This is a genomic window from Halorubrum ezzemoulense DSM 17463, assembly GCF_002114285.1.
GTDB classification, from domain to species: domain Archaea; phylum Halobacteriota; class Halobacteria; order Halobacteriales; family Haloferacaceae; genus Halorubrum; species Halorubrum ezzemoulense.
In genome coordinates this window covers 1-5,596 of sequence record NZ_NEDJ01000114.1, presented here as the reverse complement: position 1 = coordinate 5,596, position 5,596 = coordinate 1, and the positions used below count along the sequence as shown (strand labels likewise).

Here is a 5,596-nt window from a genome sequence, read left to right as displayed (position 1 = left end):
GTTCGAGCACTTCGTCCGAGACGTCGGTCGTGGGTTCCCACCCCGTCCCCCGCACCGAGGTGACGAGGACGACGAGAAGCGTCGCGACCGCCGCGAGGACGATCGCGGGGGGATTCACGATCGCCACGAGCACGATCGCCAGTGGGTTGAGCATACGAATGGATATGGAGAGGTGGTTTAAGGCCGTTTTGATCGGTCCAACGAGTCGAGACCGTCGCCGCGGAGCGCCCGCCGCGGAGCGACCCCCGGACGAGGCGGGGAGCGGTCCATTTATCGGCCGAGCGGTCGACGGAACGCCCATGGAAGTGAAATCTCGGCACCACCTCCGGAGCGACGAGATCACGGCGATCCGCGAGGCGGTGGCCGACCACCTCGGGGTCGACATCGACGGCGAGGCGTTCGAGTTCGTGGAGTTCGTCGACGCCGGCTACGAGCTCGTCTTAGTCGACGGCGACCCCGCCGTCTTCTACGTCGACGACGACGAGCCCTTCCTCACGGTCCGGGGGGCGAACGACTTCGACCCGGAGACGGGCGTCGTGACGGTCGACGCAGGGGCGATCTCCGTCGTCTCCGACGGCGCCGACGTGATGCGCCCGGGGATCGTCGAGGCCGACGAGGCGATCCGCGCGGGCGACCTCGTCGTCATCGCCGAGGAGACCCACGGGAAGGTGCTGGCGGTGGGCCGCGCGATGGTCGACGGCGACGCGATGGTCGGCGACAGCGGCAAAGTCGTCGAGTCGATCCACCACGTCGGCGACGACCTGTACGAGTTCTCGGTGTGAGCGGTCGGGGAGCGGCGGCCTCGATTCGTTCCGCGACACGTCCCGCGCTCCGCGCATTTTAATCGCCTCGCCCGCGACCCCCGACGTAATGACCGCGATCCGGGTGCTGAGCTACAACGTCCGCTACGCTAACCGGGGCGACCACCACGACGCCTGGCACGACCGCCGAGACGCCGTCGCGCGCCTGGTCCGCTTTCACCGGCCCGACATCGCCGCGTTTCAGGAGCCGCTCCCCGGACAGCGCCGCGACCTCCGCGAGCGACTCCCGGAGTACGAGTTCGTCGGCCGGGGTCGCGCGACCGACGGCGAGGGCGAAGGGTGCCCGATCGGCGTCCGGGGCGACCGCTGGGAAGTCACTCGGAGCGGGACGTTCTGGCTCTCCGAGACCCCGGACTCGCCGTCGGTCGGGTGGGACGCGTCCCACCCGCGGATCGCGACGTGGGCCCGAGTGCGCGCCGTCGACGGCGACGCCGCGCTCCGCGTCGTCAACACGCACTTCGACCACGTGAGCGCGCGGGCGCGGCGCGAGTCCGCCCGCCTGCTGCGCGAGCGGCTCCCGGCGATCGCGACGGGCGACGAAGCCGACGCCGACGGGACGGCCCCGGTCGTCCTCGTCGGCGACCTCAACTGTACGCCCGGGTCGGAGCCGCACCGGATTCTCATCGGCGACGACGCCGGAACCGGGGGGACCGTCGACGGAGGGGCGACCGACGACGCGCCCGCGCTTCGCGACGCCGCCGTTGCCGCCGACCTCCGGCACGGCCCGGAGACGAGCCTCACCGACTTCGCCCGCCTCATCGACGGCCGCCGGATCGACCACGCGCTCGTCTCGCCAGAGCTTTCGGTCGAGGCGTTCGCGACCCTCGCGGACCGCGACGACCGCGGGCGGTACCCCTCCGACCACTTGCCGATCCTCGCGCGGCTGTCGATGTAGCGGGCCCTCTACTCGTCGTCTGTTTCCGTCTCGTCGTCCGTTGCCTCGTCGGGCTCCCTACCGTCGTCCGTTGCCTCGTCGGCTTCTCTCTCGTCGTCGGTCTCCTCGTCCGCGTACTTCTCCAAGACGGTCTCGTAGCCGCGCTTGGCCGTCTCGTACGTCTCGCGGAGGTCCGCCACCGGCGTCTCGCTCGCGTCGACCCGGAGGTCGTTGTAGTACGGGTCGTCGGTCTCCTCCTCCGTGTTACACACGAGCAGCGCGGCGGACTGGACTTCGAGGTCCTCGCGCTTGTCGCCCCCCGCGGCGTGGCCCGCGGCGAGGGCGTCGATCAGCCGCTCGGCGAGGGGCGCGTCGCCGTGGGCGTCGGACTCGTAGGCGGCCGCGGTGTCCTCGACCACGTCCTCGCCCGTCAGGAGGTTGCCCGCGACGGTGTAGTTCTCTCCCTCCCGGTGGCCGTACCAGCCGTTACACTCGTCGCCGGAGAACGCGAACGTCCCGTCGGCATCGACGCCGTGGAGCTGGCGCTGAGCGCTCCCCTCGTCGGCGTTCAACAGCGCCTCCAGCGCGTCGTCGACCGCGAGCCCGTCGCCGAGGTACTCGATCCCCTTCCGTCCCAGTTCGACGTTGACGAGCGACTGGGTCGCCACCGCGCCGTCGGCCGAGGCGAAGGGACACAGCGTGCCGACGCCCGGCAGGCGGGTGGTCACCGCCACGCCGAACCGGGTCTGGTCGTCGCCGTCCTCGTCGGTGTACCGCTCGCGAACGCAGATGCTGAACGTCACAGGCGTACTGGGACGGCGCCCCGCAAAAGGGTGGGTGCCGGGGTCGATGGTTCCGGTTCTCAGCGACGGGCGCGCGGACAGCGCGCGTCTCGAACGGGGCCCAACCGGCGCGCGCGAGGGATTCGAGAGAACCGACGCTCGCCGCCGCCGTAGATCCCACGGGTCGCTGATAAAACCGGTCGAGGGACCGTCGGCGAACCGGTCGGATCCGGTGAGGGCGCAGGCGCCGGTCGCTGAGTGATGCGTGTCAACGGGCGACATACTTATCCGTGGCAATCCCTCTCACATATATAGCCTCGGATACGGGCGAGGCGACCACCGACACCGACGCGCGCCCCGACGACGCGCCGCTCGCGGCTCGACGAGCTGTTGACATGCGCACGAAGAGCGGCTGCTCCGGCCGTCGCGTCGGCCGTCGGCGACCCCGCCGCGCCCCCCGAGCGAACGTGATACGATGGCAGACCGACAAACGCTTGAACGGCTCAGCGAGGAGTACCGGACGGAGGTTCCCGACGACCTCAGAGCGGCGCGCTCGTTCGACTGGTACCTCGACGCGCTGTACGACGACCCCCGGATCGCGCGGAACGCGCACCAGCGCGTCGCGGACATGTTCGACCACTACGGGACGCACTACGACGAGGAGCGCGGCGTCGCCGAGTACGCGCTCGCCGCCGAGGACCCGCTCCACGACGGCGAGAACGTCTTCTACGGCCGCGAGGTCCACGAGGCGATCCACGAGTTCGTCAACAAGGTGAAGTCCGGGGCCCGCGGACTGGGTCCCGAAAAGCGGATCAAGCTCCTGTTGGGGCCGGTCGGCTCTGGGAAGTCGCACTTCGACTGGCTCGTGCGCCGCTACTTCGAGGCATACACCCGGGAGGACGCGGGGCGGATGTACACCTTCCGGTGGGTCGACCTCTGTTCGGTGATCGACGACCAGGACCCGGACGATGACACGGTCCGCTCCCCGATGAGTCAGGACCCCCTCGTCCTCCTCCCGAAGCCGCAGCGGCAGGCGGTGATCGACGACCTGAACGAGCGGCTCGACGCGCCCTACACGCTTCGGAATGACCAACACCCGGACCCGGCCTCGGAGTTCTACCTGAACGAACTGCTCGCGCACTACGACGACGACCTCCAGCGCGTCCTCGACGAGCACGTCGAGGTCGTCCGGCTCGTCGCAGACGAGAACCGCCGGGAGTGTATCGAGACGTTCGAGCCGAAGGACAAGAAGAATCAGGACGAGACGGAGCTCACCGGCGACGTCAACTACGCCAAGCTCGCCGTCTACGGCGAGTCCGACCCGCGGGCGTTCGACTACGCCGGCGCGTTCTGTAACGCGAACCGCGGCCTGTTCTCCGGCGAGGAACTGCTCAAGCTCCAGCGGGAGTTCCTCTACGACTTCCTCCACGCCTCGCAGGAGTCGACGATCAAGCCGAAGAACAACCCGCGGATCGACATTGATCAAGTGATCGTCGGCCGGACGAACATGCCAGAGTACCGCGAGAAGACCGGCGACGAGAAGATGGAGGCGTTCAACGACCGGACCAAGCGGATCGACTACCCGTACGTGTTGGAGTACGAGAGCGAGGCGGAGATCTACCGGAAGATGCTCGCAAACGCCGACGTGCCCAACGTCCACGTCGAGCCGCACGCGCTGGAGATGGCCGGCCTCTTCGGCGTGCTCACCCGGTTGGAGGAGCCGACCGACGAGACGGTGAGCCTGTTGGAGAAGGCGAAGGCGTACAACGGCGAGCTCGAAGACGAGGAGATCGACCGGCGGAAGCTCCGGGAGGACGCCGCCGAGTCCGCCGACGTCGGCGAGGGGATGGACGGGATCTCCGCGCGGTTCGTCGGCGACGAGATCGCCGAGGCGATCATGGACGCGACCCACCGCGACCGCAGCCACCTCTCCCCGTTGTCCGTCTTCGATCACTTCGAGGCGAACCTCGGCGGCCACGGCTCGATCGCGGCCGACGACCTCGGCCGCTACGAGCGGCTCTTGGAGACCGTCCGCGAGGAGTACCGCGAGCGCGCGATCGAGGACGTGCGCCACGCGCTGGCGTACGACGTGGACGAGCTCCGGCGGCAGGGCGAGAAGTACATGGACCACGTGATGGCGTACATCGACGACGACACCGTCGACGACGAGCTGACCGGCCGCGAGACCGAGCCGGACGAGACGTTCCTGCGCGCGGTCGAGGAACAGCTCGACGTGCCCTCGGACCGCAAGGACGACTTCAGACAGGAGGTGTCGAACTGGATCTCGCGGCGCGCCCGCGAGGGGCGCGGCTTCGACCCGCAGGAGAACGACCGCCTCCGGCGCGCCCTCGAACGGAAGCTGTGGGAGGACAAGAAGCACAACATCAACTTCTCGGCGCTGGTGTCCGCGACCGACCTCGACGACGAGGACCGGAGCGCCTGGGTTTCGGCCTTGGTCGACCGCGGATATTCCGAGGACGGCGCCGCAGAGGTGTTAGAGTACGCGGGCGCGGCGGTCGCGCGCTCGGAGATAGCGGACGGCGGGGACTGAGATGAGCGAACGCACTCGAACGGACGGCGAGGGGTTCGTCGCCGCGGCCGACGACGCCCTTCGGGGGGCGTACGACCCGCCGATGAGCCTCGAGTCCTACGTCGACCGCGTGTTGGAGAACCCGACCGCGGCCGCCTCCGGGGCGGGGTACGTCCTCGCGGCCGTCGAGTCGTACGGCACTCGTGAGGTCCGCGAGCGGGGCGAGACGCTCGACCGGTACCGGTTCTTCGACGACCCGGCGAACGACGGCGAACACGCCGTGTTGGGCAACACCCGCGCGCTCAACGCGTTCGTCGACGACCTCCGCGCGGCCGCGACGGGGCGCGGGAACGACGAGACGATCGTCTGGATCGACGGCCCGACCGCGACGGGGAAGTCGGAGTTCAAGCGGTGCCTGATAAACGGGCTCCGCGCGTTCTCGAAGACGGACGCCGGGCGCCGGTACACCGTCGAGTGGAACGTCACCGGCGCGGGCGTCGGGAGCGGGGGCGGGGCGGGCGCCGCGTCGCTCTCGTACGGCGACGGCGGCGACGCCGGGGGGCGGGCCCTGCCCCTCACACACATCTGA

Annotated in this window: 4 protein-coding genes and 2 pseudogenes; 4 read left to right on the top strand and 2 right to left on the bottom strand. The window is 69.7% G+C overall.

Annotated elements, in window-relative coordinates:
* A pseudogene (locus B9H04_RS19330) lies at nt 1-154 on the bottom strand (2Fe-2S iron-sulfur cluster-binding protein); the annotation flags it as partial.
* Nucleotides 155-299: 145 nt separating this feature from the next.
* Between B9H04_RS19330 and B9H04_RS17160 the strand changes: the two are divergent.
* Nucleotides 300-782, top strand: coding sequence for an RNA-binding protein (locus tag B9H04_RS17160; RefSeq protein ID WP_085682886.1), 483 nt, complete (start codon nt 300-302; stop codon nt 780-782).
* A gap of 88 nt (nt 783-870) precedes the next feature.
* Complete coding sequence (locus B9H04_RS17155; RefSeq protein ID WP_049932870.1) at nt 871-1,716, top strand: endonuclease/exonuclease/phosphatase family protein; 846 nt, start codon at nt 871-873, stop codon at nt 1,714-1,716.
* A gap of 8 nt (nt 1,717-1,724) precedes the next feature.
* Here the strand turns inward: B9H04_RS17155 and B9H04_RS17150 are convergent, their stop codons facing one another.
* Nucleotides 1,725-2,498, bottom strand: coding sequence for a DUF1028 domain-containing protein (locus tag B9H04_RS17150; protein WP_049932871.1), 774 nt, complete (start codon nt 2,496-2,498; stop codon nt 1,725-1,727).
* Nucleotides 2,499-2,952: 454 nt separating this feature from the next.
* Between B9H04_RS17150 and B9H04_RS17145 the strand changes: the two genes are divergently transcribed.
* Nucleotides 2,953-5,028, top strand: coding sequence for a PrkA family serine protein kinase (locus B9H04_RS17145; protein WP_049932872.1), 2,076 nt, complete (start codon nt 2,953-2,955; stop codon nt 5,026-5,028).
* Nucleotide 5,029: 1 nt separating this feature from the next.
* Nucleotides 5,030-5,566 (top strand): annotated as a pseudogene (locus B9H04_RS17140) (kinase anchor protein); the annotation flags it as partial.
* Nucleotides 5,567-5,596: the final 30 nt, after the last annotated feature.

Excerpts from the sequence above, each read along its gene's own strand:
- B9H04_RS17160 (WP_085682886.1), top strand. The coding sequence starts at position 300 with ATGGAAGTGAAATCTCGGCACCACCTCCGGAGCGACGAGATCACGGCG.
- B9H04_RS17155 (WP_049932870.1), top strand. The coding sequence starts at position 871 with ATGACCGCGATCCGGGTGCTGAGCTACAACGTCCGCTACGCTAACCGG.
- B9H04_RS17145 (WP_049932872.1), top strand. The coding sequence starts at position 2,953 with ATGGCAGACCGACAAACGCTTGAACGGCTCAGCGAGGAGTACCGGACG.